This window comes from Arthrobacter sp. 35/47 (assembly GCF_000520475.1).
Lineage (GTDB): Bacteria > Actinomycetota > Actinomycetes > Actinomycetales > Micrococcaceae > Arthrobacter_D > Arthrobacter_D subterraneus.
In genome coordinates, this window is sequence record NZ_KI914599.1 from 1 (window position 1) to 21,390 (window position 21,390).

Here is a 21,390-nt window from a genome sequence, read left to right on the forward strand (position 1 = left end):
GATGGTGGCGGTGAGGTGGGCGGTGAAGTCGATGGTGGCGGTTCTGGTTGAAGTGAAATCACAATAGTTACCACGATCGCCACGACTCCAACGAGGACCGCTACCACTCCAGCGAGGGCTGAGGTGCGCACCCAGTGAGGTGCCTCCGGGAACCACCAGGACTTCAACATAAAAGAAGTATCCGCGACCCCAAAATTTATTGAAAGAAGATTTAAGCCACGACTTCAATTGCTGTCAGTTTGAGTTGCGGACCGTGCAGCGCGCAGAACGCCATCTAGTCGGTGACCGGTCACGCCATGGTTCCGCTTTGGTGTGTTATTTCCTGAACGCTGTCTCAATAAACGATCCTTTGACTGGACCGCCGACAAGCTCCGGCAGGGGGCCGGGGTTCTCCAGTATCTGCGGCGAAGTTTGCTCTCGCGCTGTGTCCCATCAATGTGTCTCACGTCAGCACCTTTAATGAGCTTGAGGGGACGTCGGTATGGGGAGTATCGGATACGCCAGAGTCAGCACACTGGAGCAGAACGCGGACCTGCAGCGCTCCGCGCTCACTGCTGCGGGTTGTGATCGGATCTTTATCGATCATGGTGTGAGCGGAATGAGGGCCAGCCGACCGGAGCTGGACAAGCTGCTCGATCATCTGCGATCCGGTGATGAGGTAGTGGTTTGGAAACTGGACCGGCTGGGACGCAACACTCGAAACCTTTTGGCACTCATCGATGACTTGGAGCAGCGGGGTGTGCATTTTCGCAGCGTGACGGAAGGCATCAGTACCACCAGATCCATGGGCAGGGCCATGCTCACCGTCATGTCGGCGTTCGCCCAGCTCGAGCGCGACCAGCTGGCCGAACGGACGAGGGCTGGCATGGCCGCGGCCGCTGAACATGGTCGGAAGGCCGGGCGGCGGGAAGTCACCGCCGAGCATGCGAGGGTCAAGCGCGCCCAGGACTTGAAAGCCCAAGGGCTCGCGCCGGCGGACATCGGGAAGATTATCGGCTCCAGCCGGGCAACGGTATACCGCTACCTCACCTTGAGTTAGGTTCAGTCGTCCGTCATGAACTTCTGAGAGCGTCTGCGGCAAGTGCGGCGATAGCCACGATACGATCGACGATCTCTTGATTCTTCAGTACGTCGCCGTATTGAAGCTGCCGACCGGCGTAGGCTAGCACTAAGGCCCAATACTCGCGCTGGCTGGTCTGGCACTCGTTAATCCAGTCTTGAACGCCGCGGAACCAAACTTCACAGGAATGGCCCTGCCCGAACTCTGGTGTTGCGAAGGTGGAGGTGATGTGAGAGGCATCCGGCCATGCTTCACCGCAGAGGGGTGAAGCTGGATGAACCAGCGTCGAGATGAGCATGGTGATGGGGTCGAGTAGGCCAGCGGCGAAGGTTTCGCTGTCGAAGTCGATGAGAACGGCCTGCCCATTATCGATCAGAACGTTGCCTGGATGAAGGTCTCCGTGTCGGGGGCCGATATGAGTGGTTACGGACAAGCTCCCAGCAGGTGTCTGAATTCCATAAGCCCGCAGAAGCTCCGACAGCCGCTCCCAGGCAATCAGTGATTCGGACAGCGCGGCCACGGTGAGTGTTGTTTGCTGTGCTGCGACTCCATGCAATGCGTCCCAGACGGGCTTAGCAAGTTCAACGGCCTGGGCAGGTCGCTCGGCGATGACATCCATCAGTGAGTAGGGAGATTCCCCAGCGAGCTGAAGGACATTGACATGTTTGCCAGCCATCAGACCGGATATCGTTCTCACGATAGCCGTTGTGTTCGCGCGTGGTAGGAGTTCCGGCAAGCCTCCAGCTGAACCTGGAGCTCGCACCCGCTTTGCTACCACGGTAGCGATCAGACCTTCGGTGCGGTTGATCTGGCATCTCCACACGCCTGCATCAGTCATACCCCCGGCGAGCGAAGACACCGAGACAGACGCGGCTCCGTAGTCGAAGGCAAGCCTTCTCAGGGTCCTCTTGTCTAGGACACTCAGTGGGGCGGCGCCGGGTGACGTGATGATTTCAATATCATCCAGATCCTGCAACAGTTTACGGAACTGCTCGACCTGCTCTTTGAACTCCAAGGACTGGTCCTTCTCGAGGACTGTAACTCGGTCAAGGGGCTGCCCCTCTTGTGCTGGGAGCTGTCCACTCCCTTGCAGCGACTCTTGGACGTGACGAATGGTGGCGAATCCGGTGAAGACGATGAGCCTAGCGTCGGGATGTCCTAGACGCACCTCGTTGAGAAGTTCATCGCCAAATTCATCAGTCGCGGGTTCACCTGCGTTTACCGGGAGGCGGCGATCCAGTACGAATAGGTCGATCAAATCTTCTGATGTGCGGATGTGATTTTGCGCTGGGGCGATCGAGTTGAAGCTTTGGACCACGTAACCAGCTGCTTCGAGCACGCTTTGAGAGACCTCTGCCTGTTCAGGATCGTCCTCAACTAGTACCGCAATCGGATCAGTCATGAGGTCGTGGTCCGCTGAGAGAAAAGGAAGCCATGCCGCTAGTGCCCTCCAACGTGATGGCTAGTCCAAGTCGGTCTGCCGCTAGTTTGATCAAAGACAGTCCTTGGCCTTGGTGCGCCATCTTCGACGAACTTCCAACGTCGAGCACGTCTGTGAGGGCAAATCGATTGCCCTTGAACGGATTGGTGACTCTGACCCAATAGCTCTGGTCCGTGTAGCCCCAGGTGACTTGAGTGACTGCTTTTCCAGCTGCGTCGATCGAAGCGTCGATAGCGTTCTGAAAGACATTGGAGAGCAGCATCGAGAAGAGTCCTTCATCAGTCTCGACGTCGATGGCATCTTCCTCTGCGGAGGGAGTGATCAAAAGGGTAGTTCCTGTATCTGGCCAGTTCTCGGTCAGAATGTGGGGGAGACTGAATCGATGCAAGTTCAACTCTTCGCCAAATTTGATTATCGCGACGAGCCCATCGATTCGGCGTTGGAGCTTACGGACGGCATTGTTGGTCTTGCTCGTCCCGAAGGACTTGATCTCGCTATCAGCCGCGAGCCTGATCCAACCCACGGCAGGCGACAGTTCATGCCGAACCAAAGCTGCGATGTCGATCTGCTCCGACCTGGCCGCAGCATCGTTCGCCGTAGGGAGATCAGTAGGCCGAGGCTCTCCACTACTTTCTCCAGGCGAGATGTAGGTCAGCCTTTGTCTTGATTCCAAGACCTGAAGTAGCAGGCGGCGCACCTGAGGAACGGTCTCGTTTTGAAGAGCATTCATAAGCGCCCGGGTCGTGATCGCCTGTGGATGTTGGACAAGCCACCCTGCAGCTTTTGCCCGGTTGCTCGGAGCCGTTGACGTAAGGCCCTGTAGTTCTCTGGGAGTTTCGGTCGTCATTTAAAGCCACCATGCGTGGTGTAGAAAGCCGAGCGGCGCGCAAAGGCTTCCCGCCCGCCCTCCATCAGTTCGGTGATCTTGTCTACGATATCGGCTGAATCGAACGCTCCTTGGACGTCGACTCTACCGACTTTGCCGTCACTGCTCAGGACGACAACGTTCTCAGCAGAGCCAAGTACCGGGATATTGGCGTTGTGCGTCGCGACGATCGTCTGGGCACCGCCCTGACCACGCGTGTTGAGTCCGCTTACGATATTCGTGACCAGGAAGGCGTTGTCGAGGTGATCTTCGGGTTGATCGAGGATCAGAGTACGTTCTCGCTCCGAGAGAACGATTGGCAGTGTGACCGCGCATTTTTGGCCTGTCGAGAGTGAATCAACGCTCTTATCGACCGATCCATCTCTTAGGCGGAAATCCACGCTGTCGGTGAGGCGAATGTGGCCCAGTCCTTGAAGCAGGTCCCGCTCGGTCAAATTATCGATCAGCCTCTGCGCTCGATCCTCAGCCATACCTGCAACCGCTGCGAGCCCACTTGCGTCATTGGTCTCGATCATTTCGAGGAGCTGCCGTGGTAGCACCCGCTCTGCGACGGAATCGATTAGGGTCGTGCGTGTACTGCTTCCGCGGAGCGAGTCTTGAAGGAACCTTCGAAACTCGGTCGCATCGGCAAGGTGGTCAACGACGATGACGACGTTGTTGGCAACTTGCGCCGTTGTCGCCCGCGCTACGTCGGCTCGCGTTTCGTAGAGCGCCTCTTCCACCTGCTCGACGGAGTCGAGCAGGTGCCCCCGACGTTCCAACAGAGTTACATGCCGAGCTTCGAGGTCGCGAACCGCGACATCGTTTTCATCGAGTGCCCGGAGCGCGGTGTCAACATTCCTGAGTTGTGCAGTGATTTGGCCGAGGCCGGTCTCGGCTTGTTCGAGTTCTTCTCTGATCGGAGCTGCCGCCTCACGAGCACCGATGTTATGTTCACGGATTTCAGACTCGGAGGTGTCAAGACTGGTCTGAGCGTCGGAGAGTGCGACGCCGACACCTTCTGACAGACTCGCAGCTTGAGTGAGGGCAGCGAGAACTGCTGGCACTCGTGACAGAGTCGCGGCTCGCTCTATCGTCACGTGCAACCGGCCGAGCTCGCGTTGATGGGAGACCAACAGATTGGCGAGTTCGCTTCGAACCGCCTCAATGCGCTCCAAGTCCTGGCCGGTGGAGATGACGCGTTCTTCCGCTTGTCGGAGAAGATCGCGCTTCTCAGACAACTGGGCGGTGCTGCCGCCAAGTAGAGCTGTCTCTTGCGACAAAAATAGTGCGCGATCTGAGACGAGACGCTTACGCTTTTTTGACTCCTCGCGACGCTCGTCCAATTCCACTCGTATATCGAAGATCTCGCCGGTGAGTACCTCGATCCCGCCCCGATCCGGAAGGTCGTTGGCCGCACCAGTACGTAAATCCAAAAGGTTAAGCCGGCTAGGAGCATCAGATGCAATCTCCTCAAGCTCGTTCTGTCCCAGAACGAGAACCGACTTGGAAAGGTCAAACCGCTGACCTCCACCCTTTGCGTCCACTACAAGATGACGCCCGCCGTCGTCTGACTCCACGTCGACGATGACCTCACCAGCGCCGAGCACAGCGTCAAGAAATGCCTGCCTGTTGCGGGTAGCAGGCCCACTTTGCTCGGCATGTTGTGCACCTACGGCGTGACGAAGCAACTCCAAGAAGGTGGTCTTACCCGCACCTCGAGGCCCGACAATCACATTCAGTCCCCGATTGAGTGATACGTCGAGTCCGTTCAGAAAACCGCCGGTCACTCGGATGCGTGAGATCCACATACCCTAGGCACTCCTCTTCTAACGATGCAGGCGGGACTCTGTGCGGCGGCCCCTCCGCCTGACTTTATCCGATACCTCAAACAGGGCTCACTCGCTGGAGCACGCACCCGACGCCGCATTCTCGGCACAACGAAGCAGCTCGAAGAGGGCGCTTCATTGTGCGCTGGGTGCGGCCTCATGCCCTCTCATGCAGATCACGACGGTGTACCGCTATCTGGCTATCGGTAGTGATTAGGTAGTAATGGCCGGAGCTCCGATAGGACGGACATCGTGCCAGCTCGGACACAACCGATTTTTTTATAGTTGGACACCCCGGAAGGCTCATCTATTGACAGCACCTGCCTTGATTGGTGATAGTTACTTATCCCGGCAAGGCCAACTATAGAAGGAAGCGAACATGCTGCACATCACGGTCACCGCAAAGAAGTCCGTCGACCCCGAGCTGGATGGCCTTGGCCGACCTTTCATAGGGTATGAGGCTGGCATGACGCCTGATGAGATGTACGAGGCGAATCACGGCGAGTGGGCCGTTGGAGCTCGAGCCCACAATGAGCGGTACGCTCTTTTTTCCTTCGGCCGGACCGTCATCCAGGCGGTCGAAATCGAATCGCTCGAGCTCACCAATGAGCGCCAGCCCGATGACACGAGGGATCACCGGTACACCATCCACGGCAAGATCCTGTCCGAAGGACACCCCGTCTTCGATAAGTACGTTGGAAAGCCAACCCCCGTCAGCGTTGCCCGGAACCCCGTCCGATACTTCACAGACGAAGAGCTCGATGGCGGCTCCGGAGCACTCTGCCGCTGTGGCTGCGAGGGATGGACAACACGAGGTGAATTCATCCCCGGCCATGACCAGCGGGCAATTCACGAGCGGATCGCACGCATCGGCACTGTCGCTGAGTTCCTTGACTGGATGGATGTTGTCAGGCCGGCGTCACTGAAAGCTTGATCATCCGTGCTTCCGCCCAGGCAATCGATCTGGGCGGAAGCACGCCGTGCATGCACGCTAGCGCCATCTGAGCAGGCCTGAGATCAGCCTTGCCTAGTGAGTTGCTACAACTCCCCGTTACCAGTTCGTCAGAACCCTTAGGTGCAGGTAACTGGTGTTCGAGCATGGTCTGTCGCGTGGCTCGAACACGCGCGTCAGCACCCTCGTGTAGCTTTCAAGCAGAACATTCAAGCTTGGGTTATCCGGCGCCTGCCCGGCGATGAGGGGGAGTTTATGACCGAGGTCCACGACGACACGATGAGGACCGCTGAGGCACTTCGAAGGTTAGATCCTCAACCTCGGAAGGACCGATGGGGCCACCTATCGCTATGCATCCTCTCCTCCACCTACTCCATCTTTGTGAGGTATGACGACGTGGTCGTTCCTCTGGTCCGCCGTTACGCCAGCTACGCCGGCCTATCTTCGGTCCTCCTTGCTGGCGATGATCTTAAACAGCCTGTGAGCCCGCGGTCAGACGAGCAAACATTGAGCCAGTTCCTTACCTCGATTGAGAACTTGGACGATGAAGCCTTCGCAGCGGTACTCGGCAGCCGGCACCGCACCTCACCCAACAACGGAATCCTGAAATCTGTAGCAGTCAGGCAGATAGCGCAGGTTCTTGTCGAGAAACATTGTGTTGAGACGCTCGCCGACTTCGCTGAACTGTCAGCCGACCCCGAGCGGACCGCTGCTGCGGAGGAAGACCTCGAGGCCGTAAAGGGAGCAGGTCAAGACGGAATCCGAACCGGATACATCTGGATGACGGCTGGCGATGACGACCGGGTGAAACCTGACAGACATGTTCTGAGATGGCTTAGCGCCTGTCTAGGGCGACGGGTGAGCGTCGCTGAAGCGCGCGTGCTGCTCAAGGATGCTGCGGAGGTACTGGACGTAACACCGTGGTCTGCTGATCATGCGATTTGGGAGTACCAGGCAAGGCCCCCCCAGTAGCCTCTCGGCGTCAACATGCTCTAGTGAGCCTCCCTACCATTCCAGAATGGTAGAAAAACAGGTGAGTTGACGGATAACTGACAGAGCTCATAGTCGAGGAATCAGCTCACCCACAGGTAGGGGCTTTGAACTTCATTCTTCGGGCTCTTCCCGTCAATAGGTGGATGATCAGCACGCTGCTGACAGCGCGGGCGGCTGGTTCCTGCTGTCCAGGTGTGTGCGGGACAAGCAGCGGAGCGAGGGGAGCTTGTGCCGTGCACATGTGGTCAGGAGGCCCGCGAATTCTTCAACACCAGTCAGTTAGCCCCGACCCCTTGTGACCCTGTAGGTTTGATCCGCGTTATGGACCCTCCGGTTGCCGTCAGAGGCCAAGTGCGAATGATGCGGTCCCATTCTGCGCGCCAAGACGGGTTCTCGCGCTGTTAGAGGTGTTGGTGATTCTAACCCAGCGGTTCAATCTGGGTCGACCTTCGCGGAGTGTAAATCGGCGAAGGGGGTGCCAAGAGTCTGCATGGTATTTGACATATCGCTATCACCGAGGCACCTCTTCATTCCTTCTCCTGAATTGTCACCGTCGGCCCGTACTCTGGCCGCATCTGTACTTGCTGCAGGAAAGAGTGAGGAGGTGAACATGGGCAAGAGCTCAAAGCCGTCCAAGGCGGCACTCTCTAAGGCCGGATCGAAGCTTGCATCGGACTCATCTAGCAAAGCTACGAAGTCGAAGGCCGGATCGACGCTTGGAAAGGGCTAACGATCATCGGGTTGTAAGGGCGGGGGTGCGTCCACACTCTCGCCCTTACAACATGCTGCAATCGCGTCGGGCTTCTTCTACGGTCCAAGTTTGAACTAACCCAGGATCGTCGCGTTAGGACACACCCATACGCATCAGGCAGTACCAGCAAGTTCGCGTTGCGTTAGGGTCGGTTTCCCGTCTTCGCAACGAATGTGTGCTGACGTCTAGAGATCAGGGATCACATCATGATGGCGCGTCATCAACCGGGCTGATGTGCCAGTAGGCGGTGAAGCGAGGGGTTCGCTTCCTCTCCCGGGCAGCGTTGAAGTCAGCGTCGATTGATGCGCTGATTTCGGGTCCTTTCCAGTCGCGGACCGATTCGGGGGGCTGAGATCGTGCCCATGAAAGGAGCCGGTCGGTCACCGGTTGCGTAAGTTTGTCGACGATCGTTTCCATGCTCTCAAGGAGGTGGGCGAAGCGCTCGGCGATAACCAGAGGCATTTGGTGAGTGACGGTCATGCCCCAAACTCGTCGTACTTCGCCGGTATCGCCCAAGAAGGCGACGGGCAGGGGCATAACTAGATCAGATTGGGAGTGCGCTACCTTCGCATTACGGTACTTCCGAATCATCTCGTGGGTGGCCATCAGCTCGGGAGGCAGCCCAGGGAACTGGGGCATCTCATCCAGGCGATCACGGACGTTGGAGAGGATGAAGGGGCGTATGTACGCCGTAACCGCGTGGGAAGTCAGCGGCTCCCACAGTTCCGACCCCTCGCCGCTGTCTATAGCGATTCCGAGTGAATGTGCTGCCTCACCCAAGTCATTGGCATGACTTGTCAGATCTACCAACAATCGAGTGTCGGCGGTATCAGGCAAAACCACCAGCTTTGGCTCCGATGTGGTTGTGTCGACGATTGGGTCATAAGTCGGGGTGCCTTCACCGCTGCCGAGTGTTCCGCCTGCGTCCTCAATCATTCGTGGGCCTGGGAAGCGCGGCGATCCATTGCTGTGCGTCGAGGTTGGCGATTCGCCGGTACAGGGTGGCTCTGGACATGCCGAGGTCGCGGGCGACGTGGGAGGCGGGTTGGCCTTGTTCGATGAGTCGGCGGGCGTTGGCGATTTGGCTGTCGCTGAAGATAGGTCGTCGTCCGCCGAGGTCGAGGCCGGCGGTGCGGCGTTTGGTGTTGGAGTCGTTGACTCGTTCGCGTTTGATCTCGAGCTCCATCTGCGCCAGAGCTGCCATGACGGTGAAGACCATGGATCCCATGGGTGTGCCTGTGTCGACGTTCCCGCCGCCGAGGTTCAGGACGCGCAGGTTCACCTTTTGAGCTCGAAGTTCATCGGCCAGGGCGAGCATGTTGGCGGTGGAGCGGCCGAGGCGATCGAGTGTGGTGACGATTAGGGTGTCACCTTCATGCAGTGCGTCGAGCGCGTTGTCGAACTGGGGCCGCCGCGCATGAGCGCCGCTGACGCCATGGTCGATGTACAGGTCATCTTGGCGAACGCCGGCGGCGAGTAGGTCGGCGACTTGCCGATCGGTGTCCTGGACGCGAGTTGATACCCGCGCGTACCCGATGAGCTTGCCCATGCGGCTCCTCTATGTCGATTTGTCCCATGATCGTCTCGCAACCTACTTTGCAGTCACGAATGGTTACCCCCACTTAGGAGACAGGGTAGCAAGACATGGAGGGAGTAGTAGTGGCAGGGGAGTGGTGTTGTCTCGCTCTAGTGTGTTGCAACCCTAGGGATATGAGATACCAGGGGTGCTGCAGCCGGGCATCTTTATCGGGCACTAAAATTCAGGCGAGGTGTACGGGCAGGTTAGCGCCAGCATCCGCATAGACACCTTCAAGGTGCAGGGCGCCGGATGATCGACCGCTAACGGACACGGCCCGGCCGCTTGCAAGACCTCACCGAACAGCCCACTATCTTGACTAGGTGGTGATCGGCAAAGTTCGACGCACCAAGGCGATCGAGGAAGCGGTCGCCTATCTCGACCGAGTTTCATTCGAGTCGTTGCCCATCCTGCCCACGGGGACTTGCATTGTTGAGGGCGTCGCTGCGCAGATTCCAGTGGGCGTGATGGTCGGGGCGCTTGAGTTGCGATACGCATCGAACAGTCAAACGATCCAACTCACCCATGCGTGGACGAGCCCGTTTGCTGGTACCGGTTCCTCGTGACAGACGAAACACCCCCGAGCCCAGGAGATACCAGCGGCATCGACTGGTTGTCGAACCGGCCGTTCTGGAAGCTCAGGCGCGCTCTCCCCGAGCTTCCACGCGTCTTGCAGGTCGAGGTTGAGTCAGTCAACTGAGGTGAACAGTTGCTCGGCTCGCTCCGACGCCTGCCGCTCACCTTGCTGTCGAAAGGGCGGTGGCCTGGTGACGGTTTCGATGCGTGTGATGAGCGCGGGTGACGGCTATAAATACTTGCTGCACACCGTCGCCGCCGCGGACGGCGACAGGTCGCTCTCGACTCCTCTGACAAGGTACTACGCTGAGGCGGGAACGCCACCCGGTCAGTGGATGGGGTCTGGCGTCGCCGCACTCGGCAAGGGCCAGCTCTCGATCGGTGATCGGGTGTCGGAGGCCCAGCTCCAGCTCTTGATGGGGATGGGTCGCGACCCGATCACCGGCGACCCGCTCGGGTTGGCGTTTCCTGCTTACAAGTCACGGGCCGAGCGGATCGAGGGTCGCATCGCCAAGCTCGACCCAGACCTGAATCCGGGTGCAAAAGGCGCCGCGGTCGCACTGATTGAGGCCGAAGAGACTGAGCGCGGGACACGACGGGCGGTGGCAGGGTTCGACTTCACGTTCTCGATCCCGAAGTCCGCCTCCGTGCTGTGGGCGGTCTCCGACGCCGGGACACAGGCGCTCATCGGGGAGGCGCACCATCGGGCGGTTGCGGAAATGGTTGCATTCATGGAACGGGAGGTTGCAGCAACCCGCACCGGCGCAACAGCCGGAGATGGTGCCGTTGCACAAGTCGATGTCACCGGCCTGGTGGCGGCGGCTTTCGATCATTTCGACTCCCGCGCCGGCGACCCCCACCTGCACACGCACGTCGTCATCTCCAACAAGGTCCAGACGGCCTTGGACGGCAAGTGGAGATCTCTGGACGGACGGCCGATGCACGGCGCCGTGGTCGCCCTGTCGGAGCTGCACGAGGCGGTGTTCGCCGATCACATGACCCGCACCTTCGGCGTCGAATGGGAAGCCCGCGACAGAGGCCGTGACCGTAACCCTGCCTGGGCGATCACGAGCGTGCCCGAGCAACTGGTGGCCGAGTTCTCTACCCGCGCCCGTCACATCGACGCCGAGAAGAACCGGCTCATCGCCGAGTACGTCGCCAAGCACGGACGCCAACCCTCTACCGCAACGATCATCAAGCTTCGCGCCCAAGCGACCCTGTCCACGCGACCGGAAAAGGAGGTGCGGTCGCTGGCTGACCTCACCGACGAGTGGAGGAGGCGTGCCAGGGGATTCCTCGGTCAGGACGCCACTCCCTGGGCAACGGGTGTGGCGGACGCGGAGGCGCCGTTGCTGCTACGCGCCGATGACGTGCCCTTGGACGCGGTCACCGAACTCGGGTCTTCAGTGGTCGACGTGGTGGGCGAGAAGCGTTCGACCTGGCGCAGATGGAACCTGATGGCGGAGGCGTCCCGGCAGACGATGGGCTGGCGCTTCGCCTCCATGCGCGACCGGGAGGCGATCGTCGGGATGGTCGCCGACGCCGCCGAACAAGCCTCGCTACGACTCACTCCGCCCGACCTGGCCACCAGCCCCGCGGCCTTCCGCCGGGTGGACGGGACCAGCGTGTTCCGGCCCAAGCACTCCACCGTATTCTCCTCCGAAGAACTCCTCGCCGCCGAGGATCGACTGCTCGGCCGATCCCGCACCCTCAATGCACCCGCCATCCCGCTAGAGACGGTGGAGAAGATCACATCTCGCCCTGACGGCGATGGGCGGATGCTCGGCGCGGATCAGGCCGACGCTCTGATGAAGATTGCCGTCTCCGGGCGCGTGATCGACGTGCTCGTCGGCCCCGCCGGAACAGGTAAGACCACCGCGATGAATGCGCTGCGCAGGGCGTGGGAGGCCGAGCACGGCACCGGTTCTGTTGTCGGATTGGCGCCCTCTGCGGTGGCTGCTCAGGTTCTTGCCGACGATCTCGGGATCGCGACGGAGAACACCGCGAAGTGGTGGCAGAACCACCTCGTGCACGGGACAACGTTCGAGGCGGGTCAGCTGGTCATCATCGACGAGGCATCGCTGGCAGGGACCCTGTCCTTGGACCGGATCACGCACCTGGCCGAGCGCGCGGGAGCGAAGGCGCTGCTGGTGGGCGATTTCGCACAGCTCCAGTCCGTCGATGCTGGCGGCGCGTTCAACCTGATCGTGAACGACCGGGACGACGCCCCCGAGCTGGTAGACGTCCACCGCTTCGAGCACCAGTGGGAGAAGACCGCCTCACTGTCGTTGCGTCATGGACGTACCGAGGTGATCGACACATATCTCGACCATGACCGCATCCGGGAGGGGGATGCCGAGGCGATGACTGATGCGGCCTACACTGCCTGGCGCGCCGACCGGCAGGCGGGGCTGGTGTCGGTGCTGGTTGCCGAGACCCGCGACGACGTCACAACCCTGAACAACCGCGCCCGTGCAGACCTGATCCTCGACGGCACCTTGAAACCCGGCCGAGAGATCGAGTTGAACGACGGAACCACCGCCGGGGTGGGGGACATGATCATCACCCGACGTAACGACCGCCGACTCCGCAACGGCAAAGACTGGATACGCAACGGCGCCACCTGGATCGTCAGAGACGTGCGCGAGGATGGCTCGCTCACCATCCGCAAAACCGGGCTGAGGTTCGGCGGCTCCATCGTTCTGCCGGCGTCGTATGTGGCCGAGCACGTCGACCTTGGATACGCTGTCACGGCCTACCAGGCTCAAGGCGTCACCGTCGACACCGCGCACATGCTGGTGGAGTCGACCACGACCCGGGAGAACCTGTACGTCGCGATGACCCGCGGCCGCCACTCCAACACCGCCTACGTCGCATTGGACCGGGCCGACGACCACGCCCACCCACACCCAGGCGACAACCCAGACCCCACCGCGAGGAGCGTGCTGTACGGGGTGCTCCAGCACGTCGGTGTCGAGCTATCGGCGCACGAGACCATCACCGCCGAACACGAACAGTGGGGCTCGATCGCCCAGCTCGCCGCCGAGTACGAGACCATCGCCGCCGCAGCTCAACACGACCGCTGGGCCACCTTGGTCCGAACGTCCGGCCTCACCGAGGACCAGGCCGACCCCGCAATCGAGTCCGAGGCATTTGGCGCGCTCACCGCCGAGCTTCGCCGCGCAGAGGCGAACTACCACGACGTAGATCGGCTGATTCCACGCCTCGTCGCCGCGCGCGGGTTCGCCGACGCCGACGACATCGCCTCCGTCCTCCGCCACCGGGTCGCCAGCGCGACCGCACGCCCGGCCGGGTCCGGCCGCACCCGTCAGGCGCCACGTCTGATCGCCGGGCTCGTCCCACTCGCCGGCGGACCCATGTCCGACGACATGCGGCAGGCGCTGGGGGAGCGGCGCGAGCTGATCGAGGCCCGGGCCGATGCCGTCCTCGACAGGGGCCTCGGTACGAAAGCCCTGTGGACGGAATCGTTCGGGATACCGCCCAACGATCAGAGGACGCGGGCGACTTGGCGAGGGTACGCACGGACAGTTGCTGCCTACCGAGACCGATACGGCATCAACGATGACGGCCCCCTCGGACAGAAACTGGAGGCGACCGCGCAGAAGATCGACGCCGTCCGCGCCAAGGTGGCTCTGGATCGCGCGCGCAGTCTCGCCTCTGGGACGGACGAGAGCCCGGAACGACCTCGTGGACGCGAACCGCTCGGGCGCTCCCTGTGACCTCGGGGCCTTCCAGGTGTCGCCACGACGTCGTATCGTGGTGGGCGAGGCGGCCTCTATATTGGCTCTGTCGCTCGTCGCGACGGTATGACTCTCCCAGCAACGGGCGGTCCTTTCAGGTTCTTGTCGCCGAACCCCTGGAGAGGACTGTCCATGTGCCGACTCATCTGGGCCCTCAGCGTCCGCACCCGGTACTTCCTGCGGCTCTACATGCCCACCAACATCCTGCTCGACGCGATCCATACCCGCCGCGGCCTGAAATGGGGCACCCCGGCGATGCTGCTGGCGATCCCGTACCTATACGCCGCAAGCCTCTGCGTGCAACTCATCGAGGAAGACGGTCCGGGCTGGCTGCATCTGCTCGTGCTGCTGTTCATCTACAACGCGATGAAGTTCACCATCATGGGACCGGTCAGCATCGTGCTCCTCCTGCGTTCCACGGCCGCGCGGCAAAAGTCCTTTGGGCGAGCCAAGACGGTGAGATCATGAGGCATCACGCGCCATCCTCGACGCCGTACGGAGCCACAGGGTGGCGGACGACTTCTCATCCCAGTGATCGAACGCCCGCGCAGACTTTGAGCGCAAGCTTTACCGCAAGGGCAGAAGGAATGTCTTGCCGACGCCATCGACGCTGACCGTCACGAGATCTACGACGAGGTCGGTACTGTCGATCGCTGGTGGCGGGACTAGGTAGCGTCCCACTCGCCTATAGTGAGGCCATGGCGATCAGACGAGACGACCAGGGCAACCTCTATTCGGATTACGACTGCTCCCAGTGTGATACGTCCGGGCCGCACTATGCCAGCTTCCCTATCGGTGACAGCCCCTTCTTCCAGTGCGCAGTCTGTATGAGCCCGGTCGGTGACTCCTCGCCGCTTCCTTCCGGCACCTGAGGGCCTTCAAAGATTTCAGAGGGATGCCCTGTACCCTTTTGGCATGCCTGAACCGCGTTTCCTGAAGCTTGATGATGTTTGTGATGAGCTGAACATTTCCAATTCTCAGGCGTATGCTTTGGTGCGCTCCGGGGATCTGCCTGCCATCCAGGTGGGCGGAAGGGGTTATCTTAAGTTTCAGTCGTGTTCGGCGGAGTAATTGTGTGCTTGACCTGCGCAATTGTTTCTAGCCCGTCTTTTGGTGATGGTGAGTATCGTGGGTTTCGATAGGCCGTGTTGGGCTTGGTTGTGATGAGGGAAGGGGCACGATGGCTGAGAAGCGCTTCCTGACTCTGGCTGATGTTGGAGAAGTTTTGAACATCTCTTCTTCCCAGACTTATGCGATCGTTCGTTCTGGGGAACTGCCGGCGATTCAGGTGGGGGGCCGGGGTCAGTGGAGAGTTGAGGCTTCTAAGCTTGAGGAATATATTTCGGATGCTTATGAGCGCACCGCTGCCTCGATCAAGGAGATGAACTTGCAGGAAGCCGAGGAGGCTGGCTCCTAGATCATTGGCCTGAAAGATGCAACGGACCCCTGTTGGGAGTTTTCCTTTATGAGCATCTGGTTGATTCTTCTGGCCGCCCGGAGCTCATCCTGAGTGTCGTCAAGGTCGTCCCGTAGGAGATTGCTGCGGGTTTGGGAATCTTCGAGGTCGAGGCGGGCGCGTTCGAGGGACCGTTCAAGTAGCCCGATCCGGGTTCTAAGTTCACGTGCGGTTTCTAGTTCAACCTGTGCACCGAGCTTGTTCTTCAGCGCTTTCTTTAACTGGTCCCTTTCTGCGGCGGCTTTTGTGAGCCTGGCGTTGAGCATGCTGATTTCGTTGCGCAGGCCGTTGATGGTGGGCGCGGAACCGGTCGATTCTCTCGCGGTGTCCTCTTTTGCGTGGCTTTGGGCGGCAGCGCTGCGTACGGCGTCGAGGAGGTCCGGGACGTTATAGATCAGCCAGGTGCTTACTCCAGCGGAGCGGGCGATGCCCGCCGTGGTGATCGATTTTCCTGCTTTTGTGTGTGCTGCTATTGCTTTGAGCACTGCTTCACGCCGTCGTTGGCTGTCGGCTCTTTTGGCCGCGATGAGCTGGGCTGTGCGCATGGCGGATTTGTTCGTTGTCTCGTTGTGGTGAGTGTTCATGCTTCCTTGGGAGTTAGTGGCAGGAGCTTTCGCGGGACTGCGGTGAGCGGGTCCTGGGCCGGTGCGGTGGAAAGCGCTTGGAGGAGTTCGGTTGCCCGGTCGATCTCGTTTTGCTCTGCGGGGGAAAGTCTGGACTTGGTGTCGGCCAGGAGCCACCTGATTTTGCGGTAGGAGTCTATTTCGGCGGTGAGACTCTCGAGCACCCAGGTATCGGCGATGGGCCGGGCGAGTTCCAGGTCGGTTGTGAGCGCGACGATGTGGGCGTCGATCAACGGCAGGTGGGATACGTTGGCGCGGAAGTAGGTGCATCCACCGCATTTGCTGCGTGCCGGGCACGCCTGCCCGCCTGCTTTGACGTTGGATGGCTCGGTGCAGAGCCCCAGCGGCGTGGCTACCGATCCGCGGGTGTACGCGGGATAGCTGTGCGGGGGTTGGGCTGCGCCGTGGCGGTCAATGGTGGTGCGGTCGACGATGCGGATGGCGTCGGCTTTGCGTTGCCGGTTGATGCGGATGTACCCGGCGGAGGTTTCGAACCTTTTATGGTTCATCAGTTCCTGGATGACGTCCGGAGCTGTGTTGTTATCGGAGAGCCTCTGGGCGTAGGTGTGCCGCCATGAGTAGAGGCGCAACCGGGACCGATCGAATGCTTCGGCAACACCGCCTGGGCCCTGGATGTGGTCGGGCAGGTTCTTGATGCGCTCGATCCACCGCCAATAGACGGTGTGGTACCCGCTGATCGTTATAGGTTTGCGTGCTGCTGGCCCGAATCCTGAGAGCGAGGGAAACATCAGGTCAGCTGCCCTGGTTCTATGTCCGTGACTGCGTTGAGACGGTCAAGCCAGGATGTGATGATGTCTGCCGTGGAGTGATGGATGGGGAGTTCCAGGCCGATGTCGCCGGTCTTTGGGGCGTCGTAGCGGATGAAGGGCCGTCCGTCATCGTAGTGCTGCAGCGCGTTGCGTTTGAGGCCGAGGTTCTCAGAGGGACGCCGGCCCAGGTCCCGCAGTAGCTGATAGATGGTTTGGTGCATGTGGTTGCAGAGTTCGGCTGGTCGGCCGTTGGTGTAGGTGTGGTCTTCGGCGACGGTGAACAGGTGCAGGTTCTCGTCCAGCACCTTGATGACCTCGTCGGGAATGGATTTGTTGACGGTGCTGCGCTTCCGGCCGCTGGTGAGTGTGTCCGTGGCGAGAAACCGGAATGCTGGGGCCAAGCATTGAAGGGCGTTCAGCTCTCGTCCTTCGTGCAGGAGCCGACGGAATCGGTGGAAATGTTCGTATCTGTATCGTTCTGAGCGAGGTGCCCCATCGTGGGTGATCAGCGTCGAATAGGCCTGAAATATCGCTTTCGCGTCAGCCCTTCCCAACCGATCCGGGGTGGTTCCATAGGGGCGGCGTAGCAGTGCGTCCGAGGCGATGCTGCACGACCGGATCAGGTCACGGATTCTATCGGCCGGGAGTTCGAAGACGGCGGCGTATTCCTTCGCCGCTTCACGTAGCCATTGGATGCGGACGGGGCGGAAATCCAGGGTCCCTTTCGAGCAGATTGTGTCGCTGCCGGATTGTGCACGAAGCATAAGGACCGCAGCGTCCCAGACGTCGTCCTTCCTCGCATCGGTGCCCGTGTGCTGGTACCGCCAGCGGGCCGACCACATCCGTGCGTAGTTCGTAAAACCCTTCTGCAACCGCTGATCCGTCGAGCTCGCCAGCATGATCTGGTGAAGCTTCTCCGTCGTTCGGGCCCCATGCTCTAAGGCGATGGTGATGCAGCGCCGAAGCACCCAGGGATCCAGCCGGTAGCCCTCCTGGTCACGCTGTTGCAGAGTCAGGAGGAACTCATGCCGAAGAATTGGTGGAAGATCGACCAGTGAGAATTCGGTGGTGGACCACTGCCGGCCGATGGGACGCGGGACCGCGATGAACTGCTCCAAGGTGATGCCTTGGCTTTTGAGCCGTTTCCATTGGAAACGGTGGCCGAGACATAGTGCCTTCTCAAAGCGCCATTCCTCGGTCCGGCATCCCGGCACGGCGCACTGCTGGCCACGTGGGAACACGCCCCGGGCTGTCGCTTGATACTTTTCCAGCGGGTAGTCACCGCCTGTGGTGGTGAGACGTTTCCGCCAGGCGTGATAGTGGTGATAACACAGACCGTGGTGGCTCGACAAAGCCCTGCAGGACTGTCCGCTGACGGTGATGGTGCACCGTTGCGCGGCCTTTGAGGTCCGATCTGCCCCATGGTCTGCGCTGCGCCCGCTTTTCGTGCTGCTCCTGGCGGCCGACTTGCAGGGCACGCAGAGGGCTCCGTTGCCTCTGGCTAACCCGGGGCAGCCGGCAGCCCTGCACGGATAGGCGGCTGTAAGCGGGTTGGCGGGATCCGAGGTGAAATGCCAGAGCTTGCCGTCCCATTCGCTGGGCCGCCAGCTTCTGTTGATGCGTTGCCGCAGGAATGCGAGGTACGTCCCCGGTTCCGTGCCGGGGGACTCTGTGAGTAGCATCTGCCGGAACTCAGCTGTCATTGTTCTCGTTACGTCCGCAGGTGACCGATTCGACCGCTGCTCTCATCTCCTCCGCGGACGCGTGCAGATAGACCTGCGTCGAGTCCAGGCTTTTGTGGCCTAACAGTTCCTGGACCACATCGAGGGGGTGCCCTGCCCGGACCCATCTGGTGGCGGCAGTGTGCCTGAGCTGGTGCGGGCGCACCCGCACCGTTGTCCTCGCTTCCCATCGCCTGAACATGGCATGGACGCTGGCATAGCGGAGCGGCTCATCGGGTGGGCTATTACGGGAGTAGAGGTTCACGAAGACGTAGTCGCCCGAGATCCCGCCGAGGAGCTGGTAGCGCTCATCCTGGTAGGCGGCGTACGCCTGTGTCACCTCATCTGTCACCGGGATGCTGCGAGGGTTGGAGGATTTGGCCAGGGCGCCATTGCTATTGATTCTGCGGTGGATGTGGACATGCGGGCCGCGTTCGAAGCACCCGGCATGGGTCGATTCCGGCAAGAAGTGGAGGTCTTCCAGTCGCAGGCCCAAAGCCTCTCCGACTCGTAACCCGCTGTGCAGCATCATTCGGATCAGCAGCGCATCGCGCGGATTCGTCGCGCACGCCATCAGTCGCAACTCCTCATCAGCGCTGATCGGCTGTGGGCGTTTCGTCGCCTCCCGCGATTTGAGCATCCGGCTCAACCGCGGCACGCGATCGGGATCTCCGCTTCCGTCTTGTGGGTTCGCGGACCGCAGCCCAGCCTGATCGAAAAATCTTCTATCGACATCAACATCGCATAAGCCTTCGTGGGTGCAGAACCTCAAGAACTGCAGGACCGCGACAAGATACACGTTCACTGTCTTTCCCGACCGGGAGCGTTGACCGGGAGCGGCGGTCTGCAGGTTCAGCTTGTATCTGATCAAATCGAGCAGCGTCAGATTCCGCCAGTCCACCCCTTCAGCAGACGCCCATGTGAGGAAAACAGCCAACTTCGTCTGATAAGACCGTTGAGTGTTGATAGACCGGCCCGCCTGGCTCAGCCAGAGTGAGTAGAGCCTGCTCTCCTCGGGCACCGTGAAGTCCGAGTCAACGACGACGTATGCCCGTTCCCCGTTAGAAAGAGGAACCTCAACCGCGCTGTATTTGGTAACGAGGCCTGACCCTACCCCGGTACCGACTGGCATCAAGTCAACGCAAACAAATCGATCGGGCTAACTCCACCAAAATCAATCCAAACGCACCAGAAGCCACTCAACGCTAGGGTCGAAGCAACGTAACAATGAGCATGCCAGATCGCACGGCGGAATGAGCCAGTACTTTCAAGAGCGTTCCAACGTTCTGGCAGCTGAAGGGAGATCGCATCCGGTTACCACCTCCTGACATTCATTTGACGCTCACGGATCCGGCTCGATGTGCGCATGAAGGAGGCCCCTACCGCAATGAGTGGAAGAGGCCTCCTATTTGGGTTGCTGAACTAGTGGCCGGCGCTGAGTTTGCCGCCGAGGCGTTCGCGCATCAGAGCGCTGGCGTCGTTCAGTCCGATGATCTTCACTTCTTTACCGTGGTGGTGGTATTTCTCGGTGATGGCGTCCAGGGCGGCGATCGTGGAGGCGTCCCAGAGGTGGGAGGCGTGCATGTCAATGATCACGCGTTCGGGGTCCAGTGCGTATTCGAACTGGGTGTAGAGGTCGTTCGAGGAGGCGAAGAACAGTTCGCCGTCCACGACGTAGGTCGCAGTTTCGTGGTCGCCGATGGTCGTGACGGTTCGTTCGACGGTGACGAAGTGCGCGACGCGGCGGGCGAACATCACCATGGCGACGAGGACGCCGGCGCCGACGCCGATGGCGAGGTTGTGGGTGGCGACGGTGATGATGACGGTGGCGAGCATGACGATGGTTTCGCTCTTGGGCATCATTTTCAGGGTGCGGGGCTGGATGCTGTGCCAGTCGAATGTTGCGACGGAAACGAAGATCATCACAGCGACCAGGGCGGCCATGGGGATCTGCGCGACGATTGTGCCCAGCGAGACGGCGAGGATGAGGACGAAGACGCCGGCCAGGAAGGTCGAGATCCGGGTGCGTGCTCCGGAAGCCTTGACGTTGATCATGGTCTGGCCGACCATTGCGCAGCCTCCCATGCCGCCGAAGAATCCGGTGATGATGTTCGCGACGCCCTGGCCCCAGCTTTCGCGGGTTTTCTGGGATCGGGTGTCGGTGATGTCATCGACGAGCTTGGCCGTCATCAGGGACTCGAGGAGGCCGACAACGGCCATGCCGAGGGCGAACGGTGCGATGATCTGGAAGGTCTCCAGGTTCAGCGGAACGTTCGGGAAGAAGAGCGAGGGCAGACTTTCGGGGAGGTCGCCCTTATCTCCCACGGTGGGCACGTTGATTGCGAACACGACCGCTACGAGGGTGAGGACAACGATGGCGACCAAGGGGGCAGGGGCGACCTTGGTGATCCGTGGGAGCAGGTAGATGATGACCAGGCCTGCAGCGACCATCGGATAGACCAGCCATGGAACGCCGATGAGTTCGGGGAGCTGGGAGCTGAAGATCAGGATGCCGAGGGCGTTGACGAAACCGACCATTACCGAGCGGGGGATGAAGCGCATGAGCTTCGCCACCCCGAGAACGCCGAGGATCACCTGGAAGATGCCGGCGAGGATGACCGCCGCGATGAAGTAGTCGACGCCGTGGCTGCTCACCAGGGGCGCGATCACCAGTGCGGTTGCTGCGGTGGCGGCGGAGATCATGGCGGGCCTGCCGCCGAGGAAGGCGATTGAGACGGCCATGGTGAAGGAAGCGAACAGGCCCAGCCGCGGGTCCACGCCGGCGATGAGGGAGAACGCGATGGCTTCCGGAATCAAAGCGAGTGCGACGACGAGCCCAGCAAGGACCTCGGTCTTGAGCCGCCGCGGGGACATCAGGGTGAGCCTGACGGATTGAAGCTGTTCAGGTGTGAACGCCGGAGGGTGCTCGGTTTGCGTGACGGCCATTTCTGGCTCCGTTCATGGTCGAGAAGACGCGCGTCAGCGGCTTCGTTTTGCTAGTGAATAAGGGACGCAG

At 60.6% G+C, this 21,390-nt stretch carries 18 protein-coding genes and 1 pseudogene; 9 read left to right on the forward strand and 10 right to left on the reverse strand.

Features of this window, described 5'->3' with window-relative positions:
- Nucleotides 1–481: 481 nt before the first annotated feature.
- The gene (locus X803_RS0109740; RefSeq protein WP_026544996.1) at nucleotides 482–1,039 is read left to right on the forward strand and encodes a recombinase family protein; all 558 of its coding nucleotides are present in this window, start codon (nucleotides 482–484) and stop codon (nucleotides 1,037–1,039) included.
- Nucleotides 1,040–1,052: 13 nt separating this feature from the next.
- Here X803_RS0109740 and X803_RS0109745 read toward each other — a convergent pair whose 3' ends face one another.
- Genes X803_RS0109745 through X803_RS0109755 form a run of 3 tightly spaced genes read right to left on the reverse strand, consistent with a single transcriptional unit; the run spans nucleotide 1,053 to nucleotide 5,177 of the window.
- Nucleotides 1,053–2,462 carry a phosphotransferase gene (locus X803_RS0109745; protein WP_026544997.1) on the reverse strand — a complete coding sequence of 470 codons (1,410 nt, stop codon included), beginning with the start codon at nucleotides 2,460–2,462 and terminating at the stop codon, nucleotides 1,053–1,055.
- A complete protein-coding gene (locus tag X803_RS0109750) occupies nucleotides 2,455–3,348 on the reverse strand; it encodes a GHKL domain-containing protein (RefSeq protein WP_156930033.1) in 894 nt (297 codons plus the stop codon). The genes X803_RS0109745 and X803_RS0109750 overlap by 8 nt, the downstream gene beginning before the upstream one ends.
- Entirely contained in the window at nucleotides 3,345–5,177 is a 1,833-nt protein-coding gene (locus tag X803_RS0109755) for an AAA family ATPase (protein ID WP_026544999.1), read from the reverse strand. Before X803_RS0109755 ends, X803_RS0109750 begins: the two co-directional genes overlap by 4 nt.
- A gap of 397 nt (nucleotides 5,178–5,574) precedes the next feature.
- Between X803_RS0109755 and X803_RS0109760 the strand changes: the two genes are divergently transcribed.
- Nucleotides 5,575–6,129 carry a hypothetical protein gene (locus tag X803_RS0109760; protein ID WP_026545000.1) on the forward strand — a complete coding sequence of 185 codons (555 nt, stop codon included), beginning with the start codon at nucleotides 5,575–5,577 and terminating at the stop codon, nucleotides 6,127–6,129.
- 273 nt (nucleotides 6,130–6,402) lie between these two features.
- Nucleotides 6,403–7,119: a hypothetical protein gene (locus tag X803_RS0109765; protein ID WP_051470631.1), complete on the forward strand. Its 717-nt coding sequence runs from the start codon at nucleotides 6,403–6,405 to the stop codon at nucleotides 7,117–7,119.
- Nucleotides 7,120–8,095: 976 nt separating this feature from the next.
- On the opposite strand, the gene X803_RS0109775 is transcribed toward X803_RS0109765, so the two are convergent.
- Together X803_RS0109775 and X803_RS0109780 are read right to left on the reverse strand one after the other, a co-directional pair.
- On the reverse strand, nucleotides 8,096–8,827 hold the full coding sequence (locus X803_RS0109775) for a hypothetical protein (protein WP_026545002.1): 732 nt from the start codon (nucleotides 8,825–8,827) through the stop codon (nucleotides 8,096–8,098).
- On the reverse strand, nucleotides 8,820–9,440 hold the full coding sequence (locus X803_RS0109780; RefSeq protein WP_026545003.1) for a recombinase family protein: 621 nt from the start codon (nucleotides 9,438–9,440) through the stop codon (nucleotides 8,820–8,822). Before X803_RS0109780 ends, X803_RS0109775 begins: the two co-directional genes overlap by 8 nt.
- Before the next feature lie 350 nt (nucleotides 9,441–9,790).
- Between X803_RS0109780 and X803_RS19025 the strand changes: the two genes are divergently transcribed.
- From X803_RS19025 to X803_RS0109795, 6 genes and pseudogenes are all read left to right on the forward strand, one after another.
- Nucleotides 9,791–10,033, forward strand: coding sequence for a hypothetical protein (locus X803_RS19025; protein WP_156930034.1), 243 nt, complete (start codon nucleotides 9,791–9,793; stop codon nucleotides 10,031–10,033).
- A gap of 213 nt (nucleotides 10,034–10,246) precedes the next feature.
- Nucleotides 10,247–13,783: a MobF family relaxase gene (mobF, locus tag X803_RS0109785; protein WP_035778501.1), complete on the forward strand. Its 3,537-nt coding sequence runs from the start codon at nucleotides 10,247–10,249 to the stop codon at nucleotides 13,781–13,783.
- A gap of 153 nt (nucleotides 13,784–13,936) precedes the next feature.
- The gene (locus tag X803_RS19030; protein ID WP_035778502.1) at nucleotides 13,937–14,272 is read left to right on the forward strand and encodes a hypothetical protein; all 336 of its coding nucleotides are present in this window, start codon (nucleotides 13,937–13,939) and stop codon (nucleotides 14,270–14,272) included.
- A 230-nt stretch (nucleotides 14,273–14,502) separates the two neighbouring features.
- Complete coding sequence (locus X803_RS21865) at nucleotides 14,503–14,676, forward strand: hypothetical protein (RefSeq protein WP_156930035.1); 174 nt, start codon at nucleotides 14,503–14,505, stop codon at nucleotides 14,674–14,676.
- A 43-nt stretch (nucleotides 14,677–14,719) separates the two neighbouring features.
- Nucleotides 14,720–14,842: pseudogene (locus tag X803_RS21490) on the forward strand (helix-turn-helix domain-containing protein); the annotation flags it as partial.
- Nucleotides 14,843–14,984: 142 nt separating this feature from the next.
- Nucleotides 14,985–15,221 (forward strand): helix-turn-helix domain-containing protein, encoded by a 237-nt coding sequence (locus tag X803_RS0109795; RefSeq protein WP_026545005.1) that lies wholly within the window; start codon nucleotides 14,985–14,987, stop codon nucleotides 15,219–15,221.
- Here the strand turns inward: X803_RS0109795 and X803_RS21060 are convergent.
- From X803_RS21060 to X803_RS0109820, 5 genes are all read right to left on the reverse strand, one after another.
- Complete coding sequence (locus X803_RS21060; protein ID WP_026545006.1) at nucleotides 15,218–15,844, reverse strand: hypothetical protein; 627 nt, start codon at nucleotides 15,842–15,844, stop codon at nucleotides 15,218–15,220. The genes X803_RS0109795 and X803_RS21060 overlap by 4 nt on opposite strands.
- Nucleotides 15,841–16,632, reverse strand: a complete 792-nt coding sequence (locus tag X803_RS21065; protein WP_051470632.1) for a site-specific integrase — start codon at nucleotides 16,630–16,632, stop codon at nucleotides 15,841–15,843. Before X803_RS21065 ends, X803_RS21060 begins: the two co-directional genes overlap by 4 nt.
- Entirely contained in the window at nucleotides 16,632–18,356 is a 1,725-nt protein-coding gene (locus X803_RS0109810; RefSeq protein WP_156930036.1) for a hypothetical protein, read from the reverse strand. Before X803_RS0109810 ends, X803_RS21065 begins: the two co-directional genes overlap by 1 nt.
- On the reverse strand, nucleotides 18,346–19,506 hold the full coding sequence (locus tag X803_RS21070) for a tyrosine-type recombinase/integrase (RefSeq protein ID WP_051470633.1): 1,161 nt from the start codon (nucleotides 19,504–19,506) through the stop codon (nucleotides 18,346–18,348). The genes X803_RS0109810 and X803_RS21070 overlap by 11 nt, the downstream gene beginning before the upstream one ends.
- A gap of 290 nt (nucleotides 19,507–19,796) precedes the next feature.
- A complete protein-coding gene (locus tag X803_RS0109820) occupies nucleotides 19,797–21,320 on the reverse strand; it encodes a SulP family inorganic anion transporter (RefSeq protein ID WP_026545008.1) in 1,524 nt (507 codons plus the stop codon).
- Between the last annotated feature and the right edge of the window lie 70 nt (nucleotides 21,321–21,390).